We start from the raw sequence: 19640 nt of genomic DNA on the forward strand, positions 1-19640 counted from the left end.
GGCCGTGAACAGGGACGGTTACACTGCCTCGGACATTTTGCATAGCAATATGCGCCGCGTAGCCTGACCCCTCCAGCTGCCATATATGGTAGAGCAGTCGGCGTCCTGCGCCAACTTGTTGCCGCGCCCGGCCGGCCGAATCACCCCTGCATCTGCGAAGTGTGACTTTTTTGATACTCCCGATCCTTCCACCGGCTGGTCGCTCCCAGCCAGTGGTTGAGCGCGGAATGGACGGTCATTGCCGCATAAAGCGCGGCGGCAAGAGGCAGCGCCAGACTTGCCGCGACTGGCTGGCGATAGTCCCTTTCGGTGGGGATATACGCAAATGCCATCAGTCCCCAGGCAAGCGTCCCCATGAGCGCCGGCAGTGTCTGCTGATGCAGCGGCCAGCTCACGAGCAGCAGCGGCGGTAACAGGAATGTGACCGTCAGCCCGGCCATGGTGCCGATCAGAAGAAGAACGGAGTACCGAAGCTGTGTGAAGGCCGTGCGCGTCACCATGCGCCATAGATCCGCCAAGCCCGCCGATTCCCGCAGGCTCAGGCTCTCATCGGCCAGGCCGAGCCAGATCCGACCCCCGCTACGTTTCACGGCGGTCCCCAGCGCGCAGTCATCGATCAGCTTGCCGCGGATCGCTGCGATGCCGCCGATCCGCTCCAGCGCGGCGCTCCGGAGCAGGACGCAGCCTCCGGCGGCGCCCGCCACCCTGGAACGCGGGTCGTTGACGGCCGGGAAGGGATAAAGCATCTGAAAGAAGAACACGAAAGCCGGCACCAGCAAGCGTTCCCACAGCGTCTCGCAGTGCAGCTTTACCATCTGGGAAACGAGATCAAGCCGATCGGTTTCGGCATGGCCGACCAACTGACGAAGGATACCCGGCGGATGCGCGATATCCGCGTCGGTAAACCATAGGTAAGGCGCTGGTGCTTCCATGGCCGCGTGGCGCAGACCCCGGTCCAGGGCCCACAGTTTCCCACTCCAGCCTTCGGGAAGCATCTCGCCATCGATGACGTCGATCCGACGAATGGCGGAGGCGGCGACCCGCCGCGCCATCTCGCCGGTACCGTCGGTGCTGCCATCATCGACGATGATGATGCGGAGCAGGCCGGGATAATCCTGCGCGGCGAGGGCCGCGACGCAGTGGGCGATGGTGGCGGCCTCGTCGCGGGCCGGCACGATGGCGGTGACCGCCGGCCAGCTGTCGAGCGCGGCCGCGGGACCCAGGCGCTGGTCGGCGCGCCAGAAGCGGTGATGGAAGAAGACCAGATAAAGCCAAGCCAACAGCCCGGCGGCCCCCAGCGCGACGAGCATGATCAGCCCTTTCGGCGCAGCAATACGTCGGCGATCCCCAACGCCGAGCAGCCGAGTACGGCGGGTTTGCTCAGGGCGACACGCGCGGCGATGGGGTCTTCGCGCGAGAGCCGTTCGTTCAGCCGGTCGGCGATGCGGAAGATCACCGCCGATTCGAGCGCCAGCCGCCGGCTCGCCAGCACGCCGGGCAGACGACGCGCCTCGGCGAGCAGGCCGCGAGTGCCTTGGACGGCGCGGTCCAGAACCTGCCGCATCCCCGGCGTCAGCGCGGGCCGGGCCAGCTCCTCGGTGACGGCGCCGGCTTCCCGCATCCACTCCTGCGGCAGGTAGACACGGTCCATCTCGGCATAGTCGTCGGCGCAGTCCTGCATGTGGTTGATGACTTGCAGCGCGTTGCACAGCGCGTCGGAATAGCGGTAGCCGGCGGGATTCTCGCCATGCAGGTCGAGCAGGTAACGCCCGACCGGCGAGGCGGAACGGTCGCAATAGTCGATGAGCTCCGCCCAGCTCTCGTAGCGGTTCTTCACCGCGTCCTGGCGAAACGCCGAGATCAGGTCGAGGCAGTGACGCGCCGTGACGCCGGTCGCCAGAAGGCTGGCGCGCATGGCGTGCGCCTTGGCGAAGGCCGGCTCACTGCTTTCGCCCATGATGGCCGCGGCGAAGCCATCCAGCCGGTCGAGCTTTTCGGCCGTCGGAAGGGCCGCATTGTCCGCGATGTCATCGATCGCGCGGGCAAAGGCGTAATAGGTCGCGACATGCGGCCGCAGATGCTTGGGCAACAGGAAGGAGCCGACGGGAAAATTCTCGTCGGCGGCACCTTTTCCGGAGGGAGTTTCAGCCTGGCTCATGCACGCGGTGATAGCAGCGTCACCGGGCGATTCCTACTGGTACTGCGCCTGCAGATCGTCGCGGATGGCGCGGCCAGCCCGGAAGAAATGGAATGAGGACCAGGCGTAGATGAACAGGAAGGACAGCATGGTGTAGCGCAGCGATTCCTGACCGAACCGCGCATGCATGAAATCGCTGACCGCCCCGACGGCGACAGGCCCGAGGCCCATGCCGACCAGATTGGTGAACAGCAGGAAAATCGCCACCGTCGTCGCGCGCATGCGCAGGCTGACCATCTGCTGCAGGACCGCGTTGACCGGGCCGATGTAGCAGGAATAGGCCGCGCCCGGCAGCGCCATCAGGGCGATGGAAATCACATAGGCATGCACCGAGAAACCGCCGATCTGGTAGATCGTCGCGGGCATGAGCAGGACCAGCGCCGAAATCGGGATGGCCGGGATCATGGCGATGGCGGGAATCCAGACGTACCAGCGCGCGTCCTTGTTGCCCAGCTTGTCGGCCAGCCAGCCGCCGAGCAGCATGCCGCCGACGCCGCCGACGATGAAGGATGGCCCGAGCCACACGCCGATCTGACCGGAGGTGAGTCCGTGCGAACGCTCGAAGAAGGCCGGGACCCAGGTCTGCGAGCCGTAGCCGCCGAAGACGATCAGCGAGGTGCCGGTGACCAGGTGGATGAGCGAGCGTCGCGCCGCCAGGAAGCGAACCACTTCCATGAAACTGGGCTGCGCCTCGCCGCTGAGATGCTCGACCTTGTCGGAATAGCCGCGCGGCGGCTCGCGCAACGTGTACCAGACCACGATCGCGATAATCAGACCGGGTACGCCGGCCGCGACCAGCGCGACTCGCCAGCCATACGATTCGTTGAGCAATCCGCCCAGGACGAACCCCATCAGCGTGCCGATCGGAATGCCCAGCCCGAAGATTGACAGGGCGAAGGCGCGGCTCTCCTTGGGAAAATAGTCGGCGATGATCGACTGCGCGGGCGGCACGCAGCCGGCTTCGCCGACACCGACGCCCATGCGCGCCAGAAACAGCTGCCACATATTGTGAGTCGCGCCGCAGATGGCGGTCATCACGCTCCAGACGCCGAGCGAGGCCGCGATGATGCCGACCCGATTCATGCGGTCGGCGACGCGGGCGAGGGGGATGCCGAGCAGGATGTAGGTGCTGGCGAAGGCCAATCCCGAAACGGCGCCGCCCTCCCAATCGCTGAGGTCGAGATCGTGGGTAATGGTGTTGAGCAGGATCGAAATGATGTTCCGATCCATATGGCTGAACGCGAAGACGACGGTCAGCAAGCCGAGGACATACCACCGGTACCGCGCCGAGTATGCCGGGACGAGGCCGGGCCCGGCGGCATCAGAGGGTTTCACGGTCGGCCTTTCTCGCTGAAATCGGAACCCGGCATGGGAACGGCGTTGTTGTAGGTGTGTCGGTGTTCCATGACAAGGTGGCGACACGGTATATTCATAGAAAATTCTTGCATTGGTGCCATCGGTCGGCAGGATAGCCGCCGGCCAGGGGAGGCGCCGATCACCACGCCGATCGAATTCTATTTCGACTTCATCTCACCTTACGGGTTTTTCGCCGCGACGCGTATCGACGCCATCGCCGCAAAATATGGCCGTACGGTGCGATGGCGGCCGTTCAATCTGCGCCCCGTCGCCATGGCGGTGGGCTTCGACAAGCCCATGGTCGGCTATCCCATCAAGGGACCCTATTTCATGCACGATGTGCCGCGCATGGCGCGGCTTTACGGCATCGCGCCCTGGCAGGTGGCTGACATGCGTCAGGTCAATCCGGCGGTCGCGGGGCGGGCCTTCTACTGGGCCGCGGACCAGGACGAGCATGCCGCCAGGCAACTGGCGCTCGGCATCTACCGCAAGCTCTATTGCGAGGCGACGGACGCGTCCCGTCCCGCCGAGATCGCATCCATGCTCACCACGCTGGGGCTGGACGGCGACGCCTGGCTGGCGGCCGCCGACAGCGCGGCGCTGAAAGCGCGTTACAAGCAGATTACCGAGGACGCGATGGCCGAGGGAGTGTTCGGCTCTCCCTACATCGTCGTCGATGGCGAACCCTTCTGGGGATCGGACAGATTATGGATGGTGGAGAAGTGGCTGGCTGATGGCGGATGGTGAATTCGAGAAGGCGCTGGACGCCGCGACACGCAGGTACATGCCGGAGACGACGGGCATCGCCGATCTGAAGCGTCTCTCGGCGGGCGCGTCCCAGGAAACGTGGGCGTTCGATGCGCCGACGGCGTCCGGAACGCAGGAATTGATCCTGCGCCGTGCGCCCGGCGGCATTCCGGAAAGTCGCTCCACCGCGATCGGTCAGGTGCGCGAGGCGAAACTGATCCAGATCTGCCACAGGCACGGCGTGAAGGCGCCAAACGTGCGTTATGTGCTGCAGCCCGAGGATGGTCTTGGCGTCGGCTTCGTGATGGATCGGGTGCCTGGCGAAACGCTCGCCCCGCGGATTCTGCGGGATGAGCTCTACGCCGCCGTCCGGCCCCAGCTCGCCCGCCAGTGCGGCGAGGTGATCGCCTCGATCCATGATGTCCCTCGCGACGAGCTGGATTTCCTCGAGGAGATCACGCCGGAGCAGCAGTGGCGGAACACCTGGAACGCCTACGAGAAATACTTCCTCGAGTGGTCGCCATCGCCCGTGTTCGATTATGCGTTCCGCTGGCTGAAGGAGCGTGTGCCGGCCCGAGACCGCGTCACGCTGGTTCACGGGGATTATCGCAATGGCAACATCATCTATGGGCCGGAAGGCGTCCGCGTGGTGCTCGATTGGGAAATCGCCCATTTCGGCGATCCCATGGAGGATCTGGCGTGGATCTGCGTCAACTCCTGGCGTTTCGGCAACATCGACAAGCCTGTCGGCGGTTTCGGCGACCGCGAACAGATGTTCGAGGGCTACGAGGCGGTCAGTGGCGTCAAGGTGGACCCGGAACGCGTTCGCTTTTGGGAGATTTTCGGCAGCCTGCGCTGGGGCGTGACCTGCCGTTCCATGGCCTTCACCCACCTGACGGGCCATGACCGATCGGTGGAGCGTCCGGCCATCGGCCGCCGCTCCTCCGAATGCGAGGCCGATCTGATGATTCTGCTGGGGAGAAGCTGATGCGTCCCGACCGTCCCACCGCCGACGAGATGCTCGAGGCCGTCGAGGAATTTCTGCGCGACAAGGTGATGCCGGCCGTCAGCGGCCATCTTAATTTCCACGCGCGCGTCGCCGCCAACGTGATCGCCTCGGTGCGTCGCGAGGTCGCCCAGTCGCCGGCGATCGAGCATGATCAGCGCGATCGCCTGATGGCATTGCTGGGCCATGAGGGCAATATGGAAGTGTTGAACCGGGAACTGTGCGAGGAGATTCGCGAGGGCAGACGCGACCTCGATGATCCGGCGCTACTGGATCATTTGCGCAAGGTCGCGGTCGAGAATCTGGGCGTCGACAACCCGAAATACTCGGCCTACAGGAAGCTGCACGGCTAAATTCGTCTGGAACGGCCCATCATCATCATCCCGAGGCCGGGATGATGATTCCGTTCCAGCCGGTTACTTGGCGCTGATCATCCGTCCCATGACCTTCTTCAGAAGGTCGATCACCGCTTGCTGGCGCTGTTCCTTGTCATGGCCGAATTCGGCCACCGAAAGGCCTTCGAGAGAAACACGCAGTAGATCGCGCGCGACGGCGAAATTCGCCTCGTCGATGGCGGCGACTTCGCCATAGACCTCGCGGCCAAGCTCGAGCCGGCGCTGGTCATAGCGCTTTCCGGCGGCTTCGACGATCTCGGCCAGTTCAGGGTCGGTACGCCCGGCGGCCTGGAGCTCCTGCCAGGCGACGAAAAGCGGATTCTGGACGAAGCGCCAGTAGATATCCACGCCGCCCTGCAGCCGCTTTTCCGCGGCCGGCATCTTGCGCAGTTCCTCGGCATAGGTTTCGATCCATTGATCGATCATGTGGTCGATCGAGGCGCGCAGAACATCCGGTGTGGTCGGAAAGTAATACTGCACGGCGCCGCGCGTCACGTTCGCGCGCTTGGCGATCTCTGTCGTCGTCGTGCGGTGATAGCCCAGTTCAAGGAAGCATTGGATGGTCGCGTCCAGAATGGTATTCCGGGTTGCGATGCTTTTTTTTGTCTGGTGCCGCCGCGCGTCGCGGGCGAGAGAGGCATTATCCTGATCGGTCACGGGCTTCAACTCTGTTGGTGTGCGGGTGCAGCATACAAGTAAGCCCGCCTGACGCCTAGTGACGTTTTCGGCAACGATGATTTTTAATCCAACGGGTCAACAGGTTAGAGGCCGAGCACCAGCTTTGCCATGATATCCCGCTGGACCTCGTTGGTCCCCGCATAGATGGAACCAGCGCGGGCGTTGAAGTAATGGGGTGCCGCGGGCGGCGCGTAGGACGGGCCGATCGGTACATGATTGTGACCGCGCAGGTCGTGAATGGTGAAGGGCGCGGCGTAATACGCCGTCGCTTCCATGGTCAGTGTGGTCAGCCGCTGCATGGCCTCTGAACCCCGAGTCTTGATCATGGACGCTTCGGGGCCGGGTGAGCCGCCTTTCGACAGCACCGACATGATTCGCAACTCGATCATCTCCAGCGCCATCAACTCGACCTCGATGTCGTCGGCCCGGGCGGCGAAGGCGGGATCATCCGCAAGGCGCCGGCCATTGGCGTTTTCCTGCCGGGCGATGTGACGCAGATGCTTCAGGTCGGCGATAAGCCTCGGCGACCATGCGGCGGCGCCGCGCTCCCACTCCAGCAGGTACTTGGCATAGGTCCAGCCCATGTTCTCCTCGCCGATGCGGCCCGACTTCGGCACGCGTACATCGTCGAAGAACACCTGGTTCACCTCGTGGTCGCCGCCCAATGTGATGATCGGCTCGACCTTGATGCCCGGCAGGTCCATGTCGAACAGCAGGAAGCTGATGCCCTGCTGCTGCTTGCCGGTATCGCTGGTCCGCACCAAGCAGAACATGCGCTGGGCATATTGCGCGTATGTGGTCCAGATCTTGGAGCCGTTGATGATGTAATGGTCGCCGTCGCTCACCGCCTTGGTGCGCAGCGACGAAAGGTCCGAACCGGCGCCCGGTTCTGAATAGCCCTGCGCCCAGTAATCGTCGCCGGACAGGATTTTCGGCAGGTACTGGCGCTGCTGCTCCGGCGTGCCGAACTTGATGATGACCGGGCCGACCATGCCGAGCCCGTTGGGCAGCGGCTTGGGCGCATAGGCTTCGGTCATTTCCTTGTTGAAGATATAGCGCTGGGGAATGGTCCAGCCGGTGCCGCCATGTTCCTTCGGCCATGACGGCGCGATCCAGCCCTTCTCGTGCAGGATGCGGTGCCAGCGCATGGTCGGCTCGAACTCGGCGAAGATGGCGGTCTGGGTCATGGCCGCCTCCCGCAGATCGTCGGTCAGCGTCTCGTCCAGGAACCGGCGCACCTCGTCGCGGAACGCCATGTCCTCGCGGCTGAAATCAAGATTCATGCGGTTGTCCTCAGACGGTGGTGGCCGAGCCGCCATCCATGGGCAGCACGGCGCCGTGAACGTAGTCGCTGGCGCGGGACGCCAGGAAGATGGCGACGCCGGCCGCATCCTCGGGCTGGCCGAAGCGGCCCGCCGGAACGCGGTTCAGGATCTTGTCGCCATTCTTCTCGATGGTCTCGGCCATCATCTTGCTGGGGAAGGGACCCGGCGCGATGGCGTTGACCCGGATGTGATCCTTGGCCAGCGTGCGCGCCAGCACGCGGGTCAGGTGAATGAGCGCGGCCTTCGACGACGAATACGAGAAGGTGTCCATGTCGGGCACGGTCAGGCCGTTGATCGAGGCGATGTTGATCACCTTGGACGGCCGCTCCGCGCTCGCCGCCGCCTTCAGGGCACCGTGCAGCTGCTGGATCAGGAAGAAGGGCGCCTTGACGTTGAGGGCATAGACCTTGTCCCATCCGGCTTCGGGAAAGTCGTCGAAGGGCGCGCCCCAGGCGGCGCCGGAATTGTTCACCAGCACGTCCAGCCTGGGCTCGAGCGTCTTCATGCGCTCCGCGAGCGCGAGCACGCCCGCATGGGTTGACACGTCTGCCTGCAAGGGAATGCAGGTGCCTGTCTTCGACAACTCCGCCGCGACCTGCTCGCACACATGCAGCTTGCGCGATGCGATATAAACTTTGGCGCCATTGGCGACGAAGCCTTCGGCGATCATCTTGCCGATGCCACTCGACCCGCCAGTGACCAGGGCAACCTTGCCCTCGATATTGAATAAACCGTTCACGCGTGACTGTTCCCCGTTGATTTACAACGATCACTATGCACGATAGGCGTCCTAAAAAAAGCCTCAAGAAATTCATTCCCAGGGAAGCAGATATGAACCGCGTACTCGAGCATCTCGGCACCAAATATCCCATCATCCAGTCGCCCATGGCCTGGATCGCACGCTCGCAGCTCGCGTCCGCGGTCTCGAATGCCGGCGCGCTCGGCATCATCGAAACCTCGTCGGGCGAGATGGAGCAGTGCATGGAAGAAATCCGCAAGATGCGGACCCTGACCGACAAGCCGTTTGGCGTGAATCTGGCGCTGATGTTCCTGCGTAGCGAGAACATGGTCGACATGGTGATCGACGAAGGCGTGCGCTTCGTCACCACCTCGGCGGGCAGCCCCGCCAAATATATCGAAAAGCTGAAGAAGAGCGGCGTGATCGTCTATCACGCGGTCCCCACCACGGCGATGGCCATGAAGGCGGTTGCCGCCGGGGTGGATGGTCTGATCGTCGAGGGCGCCGAGGGTGGCGGGTACAAGAACCCCGAGGAAGTCTCGCTGTCCGTGCTGCTCCAGACCATTCGCGAGAAGACCGACATCCCGATGGTCGCCGCCGGCGCCATCGTCGATGGCCGCGGCATGGCGGCCGCCTTCGCCGCCGGCGCGGAAGGCGTTCAGATGGGGACCCGGTTCGTGAGTTCGGCCGAAAGCCCGGTGCACCGCAACTTCAAGCAGGCCATCGTTGACGGCGATGAAACCGGCACGGTGGTGCTGAACAAGAAGTCGACGCCTTGCGTCCGCGCGCTGAAGACAGAGCGGTCCATGGCCATCGCCGAGGCCGGCATCATGGAGCGCGCGACCGGGTTCGGATCGGTCCTCGATCTCTATTTCGGCGGCGACATGGAAGCCAGTTTGGGACTTGCTGGCCAGGGCATTGGTCTCATCCATGAAGTGAAGCCCGCCAAGCAGATCATCGACGAGACGGTCGAGAGCTTCTTCGCCATCGCGGACCGCTTCGCCGCGCAGGCAACGAGCCGCTCTTTCTGAAACGGTGCGCCGGCTATCGAGCCGGCGTTTCGTCCAGCGACTGGATATAGGCCAGCAGCGCGTCGATTTCGTCGCGGCTCAGAGTGATCTCGCGCATCGGACCGTGGGGACGGGTCAGGAACGTCTTGTATCGTGCCGGATCGGCGGCCACGGCCGGCGCGAGCTTGCTGAAGGCGGGCGCGGTGTCCATGCCTGTCTGGGCCGGGGCGGTGCCGGTGACATGGCAGGCGCTGCACCAGATCTGTGCAAGGTCTGCGCCTTTCTCGGCCACGGGGTAGGGTGCCGTTCCAGGCGGCAACGCCTGTTCTTCGGCCGGGGCGGATCCAGCGGCAAAGGTGAGGGCGATGGCGAGGGCGATAGCTGTTTTCATGGCCATATCCTGAAGTGATCGCGATGCGGATGCCTTGTTTCAGATCAAGGCTCATCATACGCCTGTTGTTGACCCCCCACAGCCATTCTGCAATCGTGCAGGAAATCACAAAGGCCGGGGTGGGGAGACGATGGCTCTTTACGATAACCTGTTCGAACCGATTCAGGTCGGGCCAGTCACGATCCCGAACCGGATCGTCCGCTCCGCCCATGGCACCCATCTTGGCGGCGACGATCTGATCGCCTATCACGAAGCACGGGCGCGGGGCGGCGTCGGCATGTCCACGCTCGAGGCGACGGGCGTGCACCACAGCGCCCGGACCCACCTGCCGCTCCACAGCGACGACATCCTGCCGTTCTACGAGAAGATCAGCAGGCGCATGCACCAGCATGGGATGAAGCTGTTCCAGCAGATCTACCACTCCGGCGCCAGCGGCGGCGGGTCGCCCGATTCCTGGTCGGTCAGCGGCATTCCGAATCCCATGATCCAGGTCATGCCGTTCGTCATGACCAAGACCCAGATCGACGATGTGGTGGCGTCATTCGGCGCGGCGGCGCGGCGTGTGCGCGACGGCGGCCTCGACGGCGTCGATATTCACGCCTCCAGCGGATACCTGATCCATGAGTTCCTGTCGCCAGCGCTGAACCGGCGCGAGGACGAATATGGCGGCTCGCGCGAGAACCGCATGCGGTTCCTCATGGAAGTCATCGCCGCGATCCGGGCCGAGGTCGGCCATGACATCGCCGTGGGCGTCCGGCTGCCGAACGAGGATTACGTACCGGGCGGCCTGACCGCCGAGGAAAACGCCGCCATCGCGCAGGTGCTCGACCCCCACGTCGACTACGTGTCGCTGCACATGGGCGCCTATTGGCGATTCCATAAACTCATCGCGCCGTCCGACGATCCGCTGGGCGTGGAAATGATCCCCAACAAGGTCATTACCAGGGGCGTGACCAAGCCGACCATCGTGGTGGGGCGCATCATGACGCTGGATCACGCTAGCTCCATCGTCGGCAGCGGCGAGGCGACCATGGTCTCCATGGTGCGGGCGCTCATCGCCGATCCGGAGCTGGTCAACAAGGGCCGGCGGCTGGAAGAACACAAGATCCGGCCGTGCGTCGGCACCAATATGGGCTGTGTCGGGCAGCTGATGACCCGCGGCGTGATCAGCTGCGTGGTCAACGTCGCGGCGGCCCAGGAGCGTACGGTGTCGTTCGAGCCGGAAGACAAGGTGACCCAGCCCAAGAAGATCCTGATCGTCGGCGGTGGACCGGCCGGTCTCGAGGCGGCGCGCACATTGGCGCTGCGCGGCCACAAGGTCGAGTTGCACGACGCCATGCGGCGCCTTGGCGGTCAGGTGGCCATGGCCGCCGATGCGCCGCACCGGGCGGATGTGGGGCAGATCACCCGTTGGCTCGAAAGCGAGATCGAGACGCTCGGCGTCGAGGTGCATCTCAACTCCATGGTCGATGCCGACATGGTCGCCGAGATCGCGCCCGATGAAGTCATCGTCGCCACGGGCACCACGCCGCGCTACGACGGCTTTCAGGTGGCGACGCCCTCCGTGCCGGTTCCCGGCTGGGATCTGCCGCACGTCCACAATTCATGGGAGCTCTTCGGCGTCGGCGGCAAGCCGGACATCAAGGGTCCGGCCGTCGTCTTCGACGATACCGGGACATTCGAGGCGATTTCGGTCGCCGACGTGCTTCTGCAGGCCGGCGTTCCGGTCACCATGGTCTCGCGCACCGAACAGCTCGGCCAGAACGTGCCGTTCCCGCCGGTCACGGTCGGCGCGGCGCGGGAGCGTCTCATGTCGGCCGATTTCGACTTCATCGGCGGGCACTACATCCGGAACATCACGTCCGACGAGGTCGAGATCGGCGTGCTCTTTACCGACAGGGTGCGCAGAATCCCGGCGAAGACGGTGGTGCTGGTCAGCTTCAACCAGCCCAATCGCGACCTGGCCGAACAGCTCGCCGCCCGGTTCTCCAACGTGAAGATCCATCTGGTCGGCGACGTGCGCGGCCGCAACAGCATGATGACCGCGATCCACGAGGCCGCCGAGGTCGCCCGGGCGATCTGAAGGCTCAGTCCGGCGTGAAAACGTTGCGGCCCTCGGCGCTGGTGACGGTGCCGGGCCGGCCCAAGCTTTCGCGGTCCATCAACCCGTTCAGTGTCGCCGCGTCGGTCGGCGTGTTGGCGATGAAGCGCGTCCCGTCGCCCAGGCGGCCAATGACGATGCCGCGCTCCGGCCCGCCGCGCCCGAAGCACACCGTATAGGTCTCGATGGTGCCGCTGCCCGACGGTGTTTCGGTAAAGGGAACGTCCGGCAGCCCGTCGATTTCGCCCTGATACGAAGCAGGGTTCTCCCGAGCCCATGTCCCTTCGGTCGGTGTCGTCGAATAGATGCCGGTGCCCTGCTTGCTGAGATAGCCGCCATTGGCTCCGATCAGGCCATAGGAGCCCGGCTTGCCGCGCAGCAGCGGCTGCATGGCGGCGATGGCGTTGAGCGAATAGGAATTGCCCGGGCCGCCGAAGAAGGGCAGGCCGCCGGTGACGGTCAGGCCGCGCGGGTCGTCATAGGCGAGACCCAGTTCGTCGCAGGCGACTTCCACGGCGGACGGAAAGCAGCTGTAGAGATCGATGAAATCGATCTGGTCGATGCCGATGCCGGCCATGTCGAGCGCCTTGCGTCCGCTCAGCCGCATGGCGGGCGCCCGGCTGTAATCCTCGCGGAAGCTGACCAGTTTCTCGACCGCTTCGCCGACACCATGGATGAAGACCCAGTTGGACGGCGGAATGCCCAGCTCGCGCGCCTTGCCGACCGAGGTCAGGATCACGGCCGAGCCCTGATTGACGCCGTCCATGGCGTTCATCCATCTCGGATAGGGAAAGCTGATATAGCGGTTCTCGCCGCCCGGCGTCGCCAGTTCCTCCGCGCTCCGCTCGGTACCGTAGAACGAGTAGGGGTTGCGCGCGGCCACACGGGTGAACGGGGCGAACAGCGCGCCCATGGCCTGCAGGTGCTGCTCCACGCTATGGCCCTGCTTGCCGCGAATGACGTTCTCGAACAGTGGATAGGTCTGGATCGGGATGCCGATGCCGTGGGCGAATTCGTGAGCGGTGACGAAATTGCTCCCGATGCCCCGGTCATCGAGACTGCCTTCATCCTCTTCCTGCCAATCCAGGGTCAGGCCCAGGCGGGCCGCGTCCTTGGTGGTCTGGATCGCTTCCGCGCCCGCGATCAGCGCCATGCTCACATCGCCCGCCACGATGCGCTCGCACATTTCGCTGATCAGCTTCTGGGGCGTGTTGCCGCCGACCTGGCTGTAGATGGCATGGCGCGGTTTGGCGCCGATGCGGCGGGCGATGGCGCGGGGCGGATTCTCGGCGCGGCCAAAGCCGTGAACCATGCGCGGGCGGTTCGTCGAATCGGGAAAGATGCGGATCATCGCCAGCGTGCAGATGTGCGGCGCCAGCGCCGCGCCCAGTCCGGTATCGGCCATGGCGGCCTTGGCCGCTTCGGCGGCGATCCCCATCGGCGGATGGGCCTTCTCCGGCGACACGCCCTTTTCCGTGAACTGTCCGGCGCCGACCAGAATGGGCGTCGTGTCTTCCATGGGGAGGTCCTCCGTTTCCGATTGGTAACTCTTTCCTGATAGCGGGTTTGTATATGCTTGGAAAGCCGCGCGGGGTCGCCTATCTAGGACATGGGGAAAATTACACAGGATGTCACGATGACCGCCATTTTCAGCGGCGATCGGACCCGCTCGCACGAAGACCTGATGCAACGGGCACTGCGGGCCGGAACGGGATTTCAGGCCATGGGCGTCGGCCCGGACAGCGGCGTCGCCGTCATGCTCCGAAACGACTTCACTTTTTTCGAGGCGAGCCGGGGCGCGACCTTCGCCGGCGCCTATGCGGTGCCGATCAACTGGCACTTCAAGGGCGACGAGGTGCGCTACATTCTCGAGGACTCCCAGGCGCGCGCGCTGGTCGTCCACGCCGACCTGCTGCCTCAGGTTGAAGGCTTCGTGCCTGACGGGGTCGAGACCATCGTCGTCGCGACGCCAGAGGAAGTCGCGGCGGCCTATGGCGTCACACCGGACCGGGCGCTCGTCCCGGCTGGCATGACCTGCTGGGAGCAATGGCTCTCGGGCCTCGAGCCGCACGCCGCGCCGTCATCCGCCTCGCGCGGCGCCATGTTTTATACGTCCGGGACGACCGGACGCCCCAAGGGCGTCAAGCGCGGCGTCGTCGATATCCAGCAGGTCATGGGCCTGATGATCCGGACCGCGTCGGAAGCCTGGGGCTTTTCGGGGCCGCACCACCGCATTCTGGTCACGGGCCCGATGTATCACTCCGCGCCTTCCGGCTACGCCAGCGCGGCGGCCGGCATGGGTGCCTACACCGTGCTTCAGCCCCGGTTCGATGCCGAGGATTTCCTGCGGCAGGTCGAGCGCCACAGGATCACCCACGCGGTCATGGTCCCAACCATGTTCGTGCGTCTGCTGGCGCTGCCGGACGACGTGAAGAAACGCTACGACATCTCGTCGCTGGAATGGATCACCCATGGCGCGGCGCCGTGCGCGCCGGACGTCAAGCGCCAGATGATCGAGTGGTTCGGCCCGGTCATCAACGAGTACTTCGGCGGCACCGAGATCGGCCTGATCACCACGGCGAACAGCGACGACGCGCTCCGCAAGCCCGGAACCGTCGGCAAGGCCATCACCGGCGCCAAGATCCGCATCTTCGACGAGGATGGCAAGGCGCTCGGCCCCGGCGAGATCGGCGAGGTCTATGTCTGGATGGAAGGCATGCCCGATTTCACCTATCACGGCCTTGACGCCAAGCGAGAGGAGATCGGCCGCGACAATCTGGTGTGCATCGGCGACATCGGCTACCTGGACGAGGATGGCTATCTGTTTCTGTGCGACCGCAAGATCGAGATGGTCATCTCCGGCGGCGTGAACATCTATCCGGCCGAGATCGAGGCCACGCTGATCGGCATGCCGGGCGTGCGCGACTGCGCGGTGTTCGGCATACCAGATCCCGAGTTCGGCGAGGCGCTGTGCGCTTATGTGGAACCCGAGGACGGCGCGAGCCTCGACATCGGCACCATCAAGGCGTTCCTGCGCGAGCGGCTTGCCGGCTACAAGGTGCCGCGCGTCGTCGAGTTCGCGTCCGAACTCCCCCGTGAGGATTCTGGCAAGATCTTCAAGCGCAAGCTCAAGGAGCCTTACTGGGCGGGAATGGACCGGCGCATCTAGCGCCGGCCGTTTTCCTCCCGGTCAGCGCCCCGGCGCGAGGGCTTGCAGCGCCCGCTCGTCCGGCGTGCCGGTGGTGCTGAGCGCGTGGATGCAGACCTGGTCGGCGCCCGCGTCGAGATGGGCCTGCACCCGGCGCTCCAGGGCGGCTTCGTCGCCCCAGGCGATGAGCCCGTCGACGAGCCTGTCACTGCCGCCGCCCACGTCGATGTCCTCGGCGCTGAAGCCGAGCCGCAGCAGGTTGTTGCGGTAGTTGGGCATGGGCAGATAGATCGCCAGCGCCTTGCGGCCGATGGCCCGCGCCGTCGCGGCGTCCCGCTCCAGCAGGACCTTCTGCTCGACGCACAGCAGCTTGCCTTCGCCGAGAATGCGCCGTGCCTCGGCCGTGTGCTCGGGCGTCACCAGGTAGGGGTGCGCGCCATCCGCATGGGTGCGCGCCAGCTCCAGCATTTTCGGCCCGAGTGCGGCGATGACGGTGCGCGGCGTCTCCGGCGGTTGCGGCGCCATGTACTGGACCTCCTTCATGGCGTCCAGATAACGGCGCATGGCCTCCAGCGGCGGGCCGTAGACATGGCCGCGAAACCCTTCGACGAAAGGCTTGTGCGACACGCCGAGGCCCAGCAGGAAGCGTCCGCCCGACTGTTCGTTGAGCGACATCTGCGCCGCCCGCGCCGCCCGGGCGTCACGGCCATAGATGTTGACGATACCCGTGGCGATCACGAGTTTCGTCGTGTTGGCCAGCAACCATGACGCGTGCGACAGCGGCTCGCGACCCAGCGCGTCCGGTATCCATAGCGCGCCATAGCCCAGGCCTTCCACCCGCTGCACGAAGCCGGCGGCCTCCGCCGCATTCATTCCGTCAAGGCCGCCCCAGGCCGCCCGTTGTACCATCGTCATCCTCGTCTCCTATTCGATTCCCGCCGCGGCCTTGCGCACCCACAAGGCCGCGGTCTGCCCCGTATCGGGCCGGGTCACATCCGCCTGGATGTAGGCCTGGCCAAAATCGTTGGTCGTTTCCTCGATGACGCTGAACGGCGTGCCGGCGGGAATCAGCACGCAGTGCTGCTTCGCCTGATCGACGGCCTCGCCGATGGTCTCGCCGCGCAGCGCCCGCGCCATCATGTCCGATTCGAGCATCTCGTCGCACCACGCCGTCTCCAGCGTGACGCGCTCGCCGCAGGCGGCGAGGGTAAGCAGGACGACACCGATGGCGGCGCGCGCCGGATGCATCACGGTACCCGGTAGCTGCCGTCCGGCATGTTGATGCGGATCGGATCGGTCTTGCCGTCCCAGGTCTCGGCCGCCTTGCGGACCTTCTCGAAGGTGGCGCGGATGGAGTCGTTGGGCTCGACGATCTCGAGGAAGATGTCGAAGTCCTTCCGCGCGTCGAAATACGCGAAACGCGGCGCGCTGCCATCGCCGCCGCCATAGGTCACGGCCTCATATCCCGCCGCCGGATAGGCCTTCATGTCAGCCTCGTAGTCGCTGCTCCAGACGCAGCAATGATGGAAGCCGTGACCTCCCTTCGGATACATGTCGCGATAGGCGCTGTTGCTGTCGCTGTGCTGCTGGATGAGCTCGATCTGCACGTCGCCCGCCTGAGCGAGGCCGACGGACATGCGCAGCTCGCCCGGCGCGCCCCGATACTGCACGTTGCCGATGCTGAAATCCTGGCTGATGTAGAACGGCCCGACGCCGTAGAACTTCACCCAGCGCATGGCGGCCTCGAACACATCGTCGACGACCCACGCGTTCTGGAAAATCTTGCGCTCGCTCGGCATGCCCATCCTTGTCTCCCCTGATGACGGCTCGCCGCATAGTGGCGCATCGCGGTGCCCGTGCCAACCGGGGCGGTCTCGACGGGAGCGCATCGATCCCGTATTGATGACGCAGGGAAATGGGAGATCAACATGACCGAGACCAACCGTGAATGGCTGCTGGTGAAGCGGCCCGAGGGCGAGCCCAAGGCCAGTGATTATGAGTGGCGTGAAAGCGCCGTACCGGAACCCGGTCCGGGCGAGTTCGTCGTGCGCGTGCTCTATGCCGCCATGGACCCCGCGCAGCGCGGCTGGATGGACGCCAGCGGCAACTACATGCCGCCGATCCCGCTCGGCGCGCCGGTCCGTGCCGTCGTGCTGGGCAGGGTGGTGAAATCCAATGTGGACGCCCATCCCGTGGGCCAGATTGTCTCCGGGCTCGGCGCGTGGGCCGACTATGTCATCTGCAAGCCGGGCTATGTCGGTCCCGTGCCGGTGGAATGGGGCCACGACCTGACCACCTACCTGCATCCGCTCGGCGCGGTGGGCGCCACCGCCTATTACGGCCTGTTCGAGATCGGCAAGCTGAAGGACGGCGAGAACCTGCTGGTTTCGGGCGCGGCGGGCGGTGTCGGCTCGCTGGTCGGCCAGATGGGCAAGATCAAGGGCTGCAAGGTGGTGGGCATCGCCGGCGGCGCCGAGAAATGCCGCTGGCTGACCGAGGAACTGGGCTTCGATGCCGCCATCGACTACCGCGTCACGGACAATCTGTCCGCCGAGATCGGCCGGCATTTCCCGAACGGCTTCGACGTCTATTTCGAGAATGTGGGCGGCCCCACCCTCGAGGCGGCGATCGACAACATGGCGCTGCATGCCCGGATCGCCATATGCGGTATGATCTCGGCCTACAACGACAGCCACAACCCGCCGCCCGGCCCGCGGAACATGTGGAATATTCTCGTCAAGCGCGCCCATGTGGAAGGCTTGCTGGTGTCCGATTACATGCACCGCGCCGGTCCCGGCTATCAGCAGATCAACGAGTGGATCAAGGCCGGCAAGCTCAAGTTCAAGGTGGACGTGCGCGAGGGGCTGGAGAATGCGCCAGAGGTGTTCAACAAGCTGTTCAGCGGCGCCCATGACGGCAAGCTGATGCTGAAGATCGGCGACTGAAATAATCAATCGGAAAAGCGGAGAGACATCATGCTGTCACAGATCGTCAAGGTTCGGGTCAAGCCGGGCAAGGAAATGGAATTCGCGGCGGTGAGCCGCACCATGAGCGGCGTGGTCGAGGCCAACGAGCCCGATACGCTGGTCTACAAGGTGTTCCGCACCGAGGACCCGCTCGAGTTCATCGTCATCGAAATCTACAAGGACGAGGCCGCGCTGCAGGCTCACCGCGACTCCGCCCATGTGGCGGCCGTGCTGCCGCGTCTGGGCGGCGTGATCGACGGCGCGCCGGAGATCGGCAAGTACGAGGAAGTGGTGCTCTGAGCATGGAGCCGCGCCTTAACGCCAATTTCTGGGTCAAGGCGTATATCCGCATCTGCGCGACGCGCGATATCCCGGCGCTGGTCGTTCGCCACGGCGACGACACCGCCGGGACCGTGCTCATCAAGCTGAACCAGTTCGACAAGGGCTGCACCGTGTTCGAGCGCACGGTGGACGCCGATGGCAACCGCGCCTGGCTGCGCGCCACCGGGCCGCAGCCGGTGCCGGAAGCCGACGCCGACGCCTTCATCGGCCGGCAGGTCAAATTCGATCCCGATCTCTGGGTGGTCGAGGTCGAATCCCGCAACGGCGATCATCTGCTGGACGACCCGATCCTTTGAGGTGAATCAAGGCGGCATCGCAACAGAATGACGAAGCTCTGCGAAATTCGTGGAGAGGCGACCCATGCAGCCGCACATCAAGGCGTTCTTCGACCACAGTACCTCGACATTCTCCTATGTGGTGCGCGATCCAGGTAGCCGCGCCTGCGCGGTCATCGATCCGGTGCTCGACTACGATCCCAAATCGGGACGTACGCACACCCGCTCGGCCGACGCCATCATCGCCTATCTGGATGCCGAGGGTCTCGATGTGGAATGGATTCTGGAAACCCATGCGCATGCGGATCACCTGACGGCGTCGGTTCATCTGCTCGAGCGCATGGGGGGCCGGCTCGGCATCGGCACCCACATCACCGCGGTCCAGACGATCTTCGGCAGGCTTTTCAATCTCGGCCCCTCCTTCAGCCCCGATGGCCGCCAGTTCGACCGGCTGTTCCATGAAGGCGACCAGTTTCGTGTCGGCGGTCTCGATGTGCGGGTGATGCACACACCCGGCCACACGCCGGCCTGTGTCACCTACGTGTTCGACGGCTGCGCCTTCGTCGGCGACACGCTTTTCATGCCGGACTATGGGACCGCGCGGGCGGACTTTCCGGGCGGCGACGCCCGCACGCTCTACCGGTCGATCCGCCGCCTGCTGGCTATGCCGCCCGAGACCCGCCTGTTCATGTGCCATGATTACCTGCCCGACGGCCGCAGCGCGTATCTCCACGAATCCACGGTCGCCGCCCAGAGAGCCGGGAACATCCATGTCCAGGATGGCATCAGCGAGGACGTCTTCGTCGCCATGCGCGAGGCGAGGGACAGGACGCTGGAGATGCCGGTGCTGATCCTGCCCGCCATCCAGGTGAACATTCGCGCGGGTCATTTCCCGGAACCCGAGGCCAATGGCGTGGTTTACCTCAAGATTCCGGTCAACGCCGTCTGATGTCGCGCTGCGATT

Annotated in this window: 21 protein-coding genes; 10 read left to right on the forward strand and 11 right to left on the reverse strand. The window is 64.8% G+C overall.

Annotated features, from left to right (window positions below):
- Window positions 1-140 precede the first annotated feature (140 nt).
- The 3 genes from WJU17_RS01290 to WJU17_RS01300 are packed head-to-tail and all read right to left on the reverse strand — an operon-like array spanning window position 141 to window position 3532.
- Window positions 141-1310, reverse strand: a complete 1170-nt coding sequence (locus WJU17_RS01290) for a glycosyltransferase (protein WP_346325539.1) — start codon at window positions 1308-1310, stop codon at window positions 141-143.
- 2 nt (window positions 1311-1312) lie between these two features.
- A complete protein-coding gene (hpnC, locus tag WJU17_RS01295) occupies window positions 1313-2158 on the reverse strand; it encodes a squalene synthase HpnC (RefSeq protein ID WP_346325540.1) in 846 nt (281 codons plus the stop codon).
- Between the two features lie 33 nt (window positions 2159-2191).
- Window positions 2192-3532 carry an MFS transporter gene (locus tag WJU17_RS01300; RefSeq protein ID WP_346325541.1) on the reverse strand — a complete coding sequence of 447 codons (1341 nt, stop codon included), beginning with the start codon at window positions 3530-3532 and terminating at the stop codon, window positions 2192-2194.
- 69 nt (window positions 3533-3601) lie between these two features.
- On the opposite strand from WJU17_RS01300, the gene WJU17_RS01305 reads away from it, so the two are divergent.
- From WJU17_RS01305 to WJU17_RS01315, 3 genes are read left to right on the forward strand one after another with little or no spacing between them, the layout of a single operon-like run.
- Window positions 3602-4300, forward strand: coding sequence for a 2-hydroxychromene-2-carboxylate isomerase (locus tag WJU17_RS01305; RefSeq protein WP_346325542.1), 699 nt, complete (start codon window positions 3602-3604; stop codon window positions 4298-4300).
- Window positions 4287-5288, forward strand: a complete 1002-nt coding sequence (locus WJU17_RS01310) for a phosphotransferase family protein (RefSeq protein WP_346325543.1) — start codon at window positions 4287-4289, stop codon at window positions 5286-5288. The genes WJU17_RS01305 and WJU17_RS01310 overlap by 14 nt, the downstream gene beginning before the upstream one ends.
- Window positions 5288-5659 carry a DUF6285 domain-containing protein gene (locus WJU17_RS01315; protein ID WP_346325544.1) on the forward strand — a complete coding sequence of 124 codons (372 nt, stop codon included), beginning with the start codon at window positions 5288-5290 and terminating at the stop codon, window positions 5657-5659. The genes WJU17_RS01310 and WJU17_RS01315 overlap by 1 nt, the downstream gene beginning before the upstream one ends.
- Before the next feature lie 63 nt (window positions 5660-5722).
- Here the strand turns inward: WJU17_RS01315 and WJU17_RS01320 are convergent, their stop codons facing one another.
- The 3 genes from WJU17_RS01320 to WJU17_RS01330 form a co-directional block, all read right to left on the reverse strand.
- Window positions 5723-6358, reverse strand: a complete 636-nt coding sequence (locus tag WJU17_RS01320; protein ID WP_346325545.1) for a TetR/AcrR family transcriptional regulator — start codon at window positions 6356-6358, stop codon at window positions 5723-5725.
- Between the two features lie 104 nt (window positions 6359-6462).
- On the reverse strand, window positions 6463-7662 hold the full coding sequence (locus WJU17_RS01325; protein ID WP_346325546.1) for an acyl-CoA dehydrogenase family protein: 1200 nt from the start codon (window positions 7660-7662) through the stop codon (window positions 6463-6465).
- A 10-nt stretch (window positions 7663-7672) separates the two neighbouring features.
- Window positions 7673-8443, reverse strand: a complete 771-nt coding sequence (locus tag WJU17_RS01330; RefSeq protein WP_346325547.1) for an SDR family oxidoreductase — start codon at window positions 8441-8443, stop codon at window positions 7673-7675.
- Window positions 8444-8478: 35 nt separating this feature from the next.
- On the opposite strand from WJU17_RS01330, the gene WJU17_RS01335 reads away from it, so the two are divergent.
- Entirely contained in the window at window positions 8479-9474 is a 996-nt protein-coding gene (locus WJU17_RS01335; RefSeq protein WP_346325548.1) for a nitronate monooxygenase, read from the forward strand.
- Between the two features lie 13 nt (window positions 9475-9487).
- Here WJU17_RS01335 and WJU17_RS01340 read toward each other — a convergent pair whose 3' ends face one another.
- A complete protein-coding gene (locus WJU17_RS01340) occupies window positions 9488-9844 on the reverse strand; it encodes a c-type cytochrome (RefSeq protein ID WP_346325549.1) in 357 nt (118 codons plus the stop codon).
- Between the two features lie 130 nt (window positions 9845-9974).
- On the opposite strand from WJU17_RS01340, the gene WJU17_RS01345 reads away from it, so the two are divergent.
- Window positions 9975-11927 (forward strand): FAD-dependent oxidoreductase, encoded by a 1953-nt coding sequence (locus WJU17_RS01345; RefSeq protein WP_346325550.1) that lies wholly within the window; start codon window positions 9975-9977, stop codon window positions 11925-11927.
- Between the two features lie 4 nt (window positions 11928-11931).
- Here WJU17_RS01345 and WJU17_RS01350 read toward each other — a convergent pair whose 3' ends face one another.
- The gene (locus WJU17_RS01350) at window positions 11932-13464 is read right to left on the reverse strand and encodes an acetyl-CoA acetyltransferase (RefSeq protein ID WP_346325551.1); all 1533 of its coding nucleotides are present in this window, start codon (window positions 13462-13464) and stop codon (window positions 11932-11934) included.
- A gap of 117 nt (window positions 13465-13581) precedes the next feature.
- On the opposite strand from WJU17_RS01350, the gene WJU17_RS01355 reads away from it, so the two are divergent.
- On the forward strand, window positions 13582-15114 hold the full coding sequence (locus WJU17_RS01355; RefSeq protein WP_346325552.1) for an acyl-CoA synthetase: 1533 nt from the start codon (window positions 13582-13584) through the stop codon (window positions 15112-15114).
- 21 nt (window positions 15115-15135) lie between these two features.
- Here the strand turns inward: WJU17_RS01355 and WJU17_RS01360 are convergent, their stop codons facing one another.
- Genes WJU17_RS01360 through WJU17_RS01370 form a run of 3 tightly spaced genes read right to left on the reverse strand, consistent with a single transcriptional unit; the run spans window position 15136 to window position 16898 of the window.
- Entirely contained in the window at window positions 15136-16008 is an 873-nt protein-coding gene (locus WJU17_RS01360; protein ID WP_346325553.1) for a TIGR03620 family F420-dependent LLM class oxidoreductase, read from the reverse strand.
- Window positions 16009-16017: 9 nt separating this feature from the next.
- The gene (locus tag WJU17_RS01365; protein WP_346325554.1) at window positions 16018-16341 is read right to left on the reverse strand and encodes a hypothetical protein; all 324 of its coding nucleotides are present in this window, start codon (window positions 16339-16341) and stop codon (window positions 16018-16020) included.
- On the reverse strand, window positions 16341-16898 hold the full coding sequence (locus WJU17_RS01370) for a VOC family protein (protein ID WP_346325555.1): 558 nt from the start codon (window positions 16896-16898) through the stop codon (window positions 16341-16343). Before WJU17_RS01370 ends, WJU17_RS01365 begins: the two co-directional genes overlap by 1 nt.
- 123 nt (window positions 16899-17021) lie before the next feature.
- Here WJU17_RS01370 and WJU17_RS01375 point away from each other — a divergent pair, with 123 nt between their 5' ends.
- The 4 genes from WJU17_RS01375 (at window position 17022) to WJU17_RS01390 (ending at window position 19625) form a co-directional block, all read left to right on the forward strand.
- Entirely contained in the window at window positions 17022-18038 is a 1017-nt protein-coding gene (locus WJU17_RS01375; RefSeq protein ID WP_346325556.1) for an NADP-dependent oxidoreductase, read from the forward strand.
- Window positions 18039-18068: 30 nt separating this feature from the next.
- Window positions 18069-18359 (forward strand): putative quinol monooxygenase, encoded by a 291-nt coding sequence (locus WJU17_RS01380; protein ID WP_346325557.1) that lies wholly within the window; start codon window positions 18069-18071, stop codon window positions 18357-18359.
- Between the two features lie 2 nt (window positions 18360-18361).
- Window positions 18362-18697 carry a DUF1491 family protein gene (locus tag WJU17_RS01385; RefSeq protein ID WP_346325558.1) on the forward strand — a complete coding sequence of 112 codons (336 nt, stop codon included), beginning with the start codon at window positions 18362-18364 and terminating at the stop codon, window positions 18695-18697.
- 64 nt (window positions 18698-18761) lie between these two features.
- Complete coding sequence (locus WJU17_RS01390) at window positions 18762-19625, forward strand: MBL fold metallo-hydrolase (RefSeq protein WP_346325559.1); 864 nt, start codon at window positions 18762-18764, stop codon at window positions 19623-19625.
- Window positions 19626-19640: the final 15 nt, after the last annotated feature.

This window comes from Iodidimonas sp. SYSU 1G8, assembly GCF_039655775.1.
Lineage (GTDB): Bacteria > Pseudomonadota > Alphaproteobacteria > SMXS01 > SMXS01 > RI-34.

Bases quoted from the DNA above. Each gene is read 5' to 3' on its own strand.
- WJU17_RS01290 (WP_346325539.1), bottom strand. From the start codon at position 1,310: ATGCTCGTCGCGCTGGGGGCCGCCGGGCTGTTGGCTTGGCTTTATCTG.
- hpnC (WP_346325540.1), bottom strand. From the start codon at position 2,158: ATGAGCCAGGCTGAAACTCCCTCCGGAAAAGGTGCCGCCGACGAGAAT.
- WJU17_RS01305 (WP_346325542.1), top strand. From the start codon at position 3,602: ATGACAAGGTGGCGACACGGTATATTCATAGAAAATTCTTGCATTGGT.
- WJU17_RS01310 (WP_346325543.1), top strand. From the start codon at position 4,287: ATGGCGGATGGTGAATTCGAGAAGGCGCTGGACGCCGCGACACGCAGG.
- WJU17_RS01315 (WP_346325544.1), top strand. From the start codon at position 5,288: ATGCGTCCCGACCGTCCCACCGCCGACGAGATGCTCGAGGCCGTCGAG.
- WJU17_RS01325 (WP_346325546.1), bottom strand. From the start codon at position 7,662: ATGAATCTTGATTTCAGCCGCGAGGACATGGCGTTCCGCGACGAGGTG.
- WJU17_RS01335 (WP_346325548.1), top strand. From the start codon at position 8,479: ATGCACGATAGGCGTCCTAAAAAAAGCCTCAAGAAATTCATTCCCAGG.
- WJU17_RS01340 (WP_346325549.1), bottom strand. From the start codon at position 9,844: ATGAAAACAGCTATCGCCCTCGCCATCGCCCTCACCTTTGCCGCTGGA.
- WJU17_RS01345 (WP_346325550.1), top strand. From the start codon at position 9,975: ATGGCTCTTTACGATAACCTGTTCGAACCGATTCAGGTCGGGCCAGTC.
- WJU17_RS01350 (WP_346325551.1), bottom strand. From the start codon at position 13,464: ATGGAAGACACGACGCCCATTCTGGTCGGCGCCGGACAGTTCACGGAA.
- WJU17_RS01355 (WP_346325552.1), top strand. From the start codon at position 13,582: ATGACCGCCATTTTCAGCGGCGATCGGACCCGCTCGCACGAAGACCTG.
- WJU17_RS01360 (WP_346325553.1), bottom strand. From the start codon at position 16,008: ATGACGATGGTACAACGGGCGGCCTGGGGCGGCCTTGACGGAATGAAT.
- WJU17_RS01365 (WP_346325554.1), bottom strand. From the start codon at position 16,341: ATGCATCCGGCGCGCGCCGCCATCGGTGTCGTCCTGCTTACCCTCGCC.
- WJU17_RS01370 (WP_346325555.1), bottom strand. From the start codon at position 16,898: ATGGGCATGCCGAGCGAGCGCAAGATTTTCCAGAACGCGTGGGTCGTC.
- WJU17_RS01375 (WP_346325556.1), top strand. From the start codon at position 17,022: ATGACCGAGACCAACCGTGAATGGCTGCTGGTGAAGCGGCCCGAGGGC.
- WJU17_RS01380 (WP_346325557.1), top strand. From the start codon at position 18,069: ATGCTGTCACAGATCGTCAAGGTTCGGGTCAAGCCGGGCAAGGAAATG.
- WJU17_RS01385 (WP_346325558.1), top strand. From the start codon at position 18,362: ATGGAGCCGCGCCTTAACGCCAATTTCTGGGTCAAGGCGTATATCCGC.
- WJU17_RS01390 (WP_346325559.1), top strand. From the start codon at position 18,762: ATGCAGCCGCACATCAAGGCGTTCTTCGACCACAGTACCTCGACATTC.